Origin of the sequence: Pseudomonas sp. SIMBA_041, from assembly GCF_046535095.1 — a bacterium.
Taxonomy (GTDB): domain Bacteria; phylum Pseudomonadota; class Gammaproteobacteria; order Pseudomonadales; family Pseudomonadaceae; genus Aquipseudomonas; species Aquipseudomonas mucoides.
Window position 1 is genome coordinate 1 of sequence record NZ_JAWRXJ010000358.1, and the last position, 268, is coordinate 268.

Genomic DNA, 268 nt, shown 5'->3' on the forward strand with positions numbered 1-268 from the left:
TGTCGATCCGCACGTTGCCGAACTTGGCCGTCTTGGGGTTGTGCAGGTGCTCGGCCACCTGCTTGTGCACGCCTTCGACCTCGTTTTCACAGCCCGCCAGGGCGAGCACTGCCATTACCACAGCCAGTTTGCGCACGCGTGTACCTCCAGATTCGAAGGGGCGGATTCTAGCATGCCGACCCAGGGCAAGGACCGCGACCATACGTTACACCCTGCTACCGCGACGCTGCGACGGCAGTCCCTTGCACGCGCGGCGCCAGCCCACTGC

At 64.6% G+C, this 268-nt stretch carries 1 pseudogene; it reads right to left on the minus strand.

The features are described 5' to 3' along the window. Nucleotides 1-136, minus strand: a pseudogene (locus tag SB725_RS31475) (SPOR domain-containing protein); the annotation flags it as partial. Nucleotides 137-268: the final 132 nt, after the last annotated feature.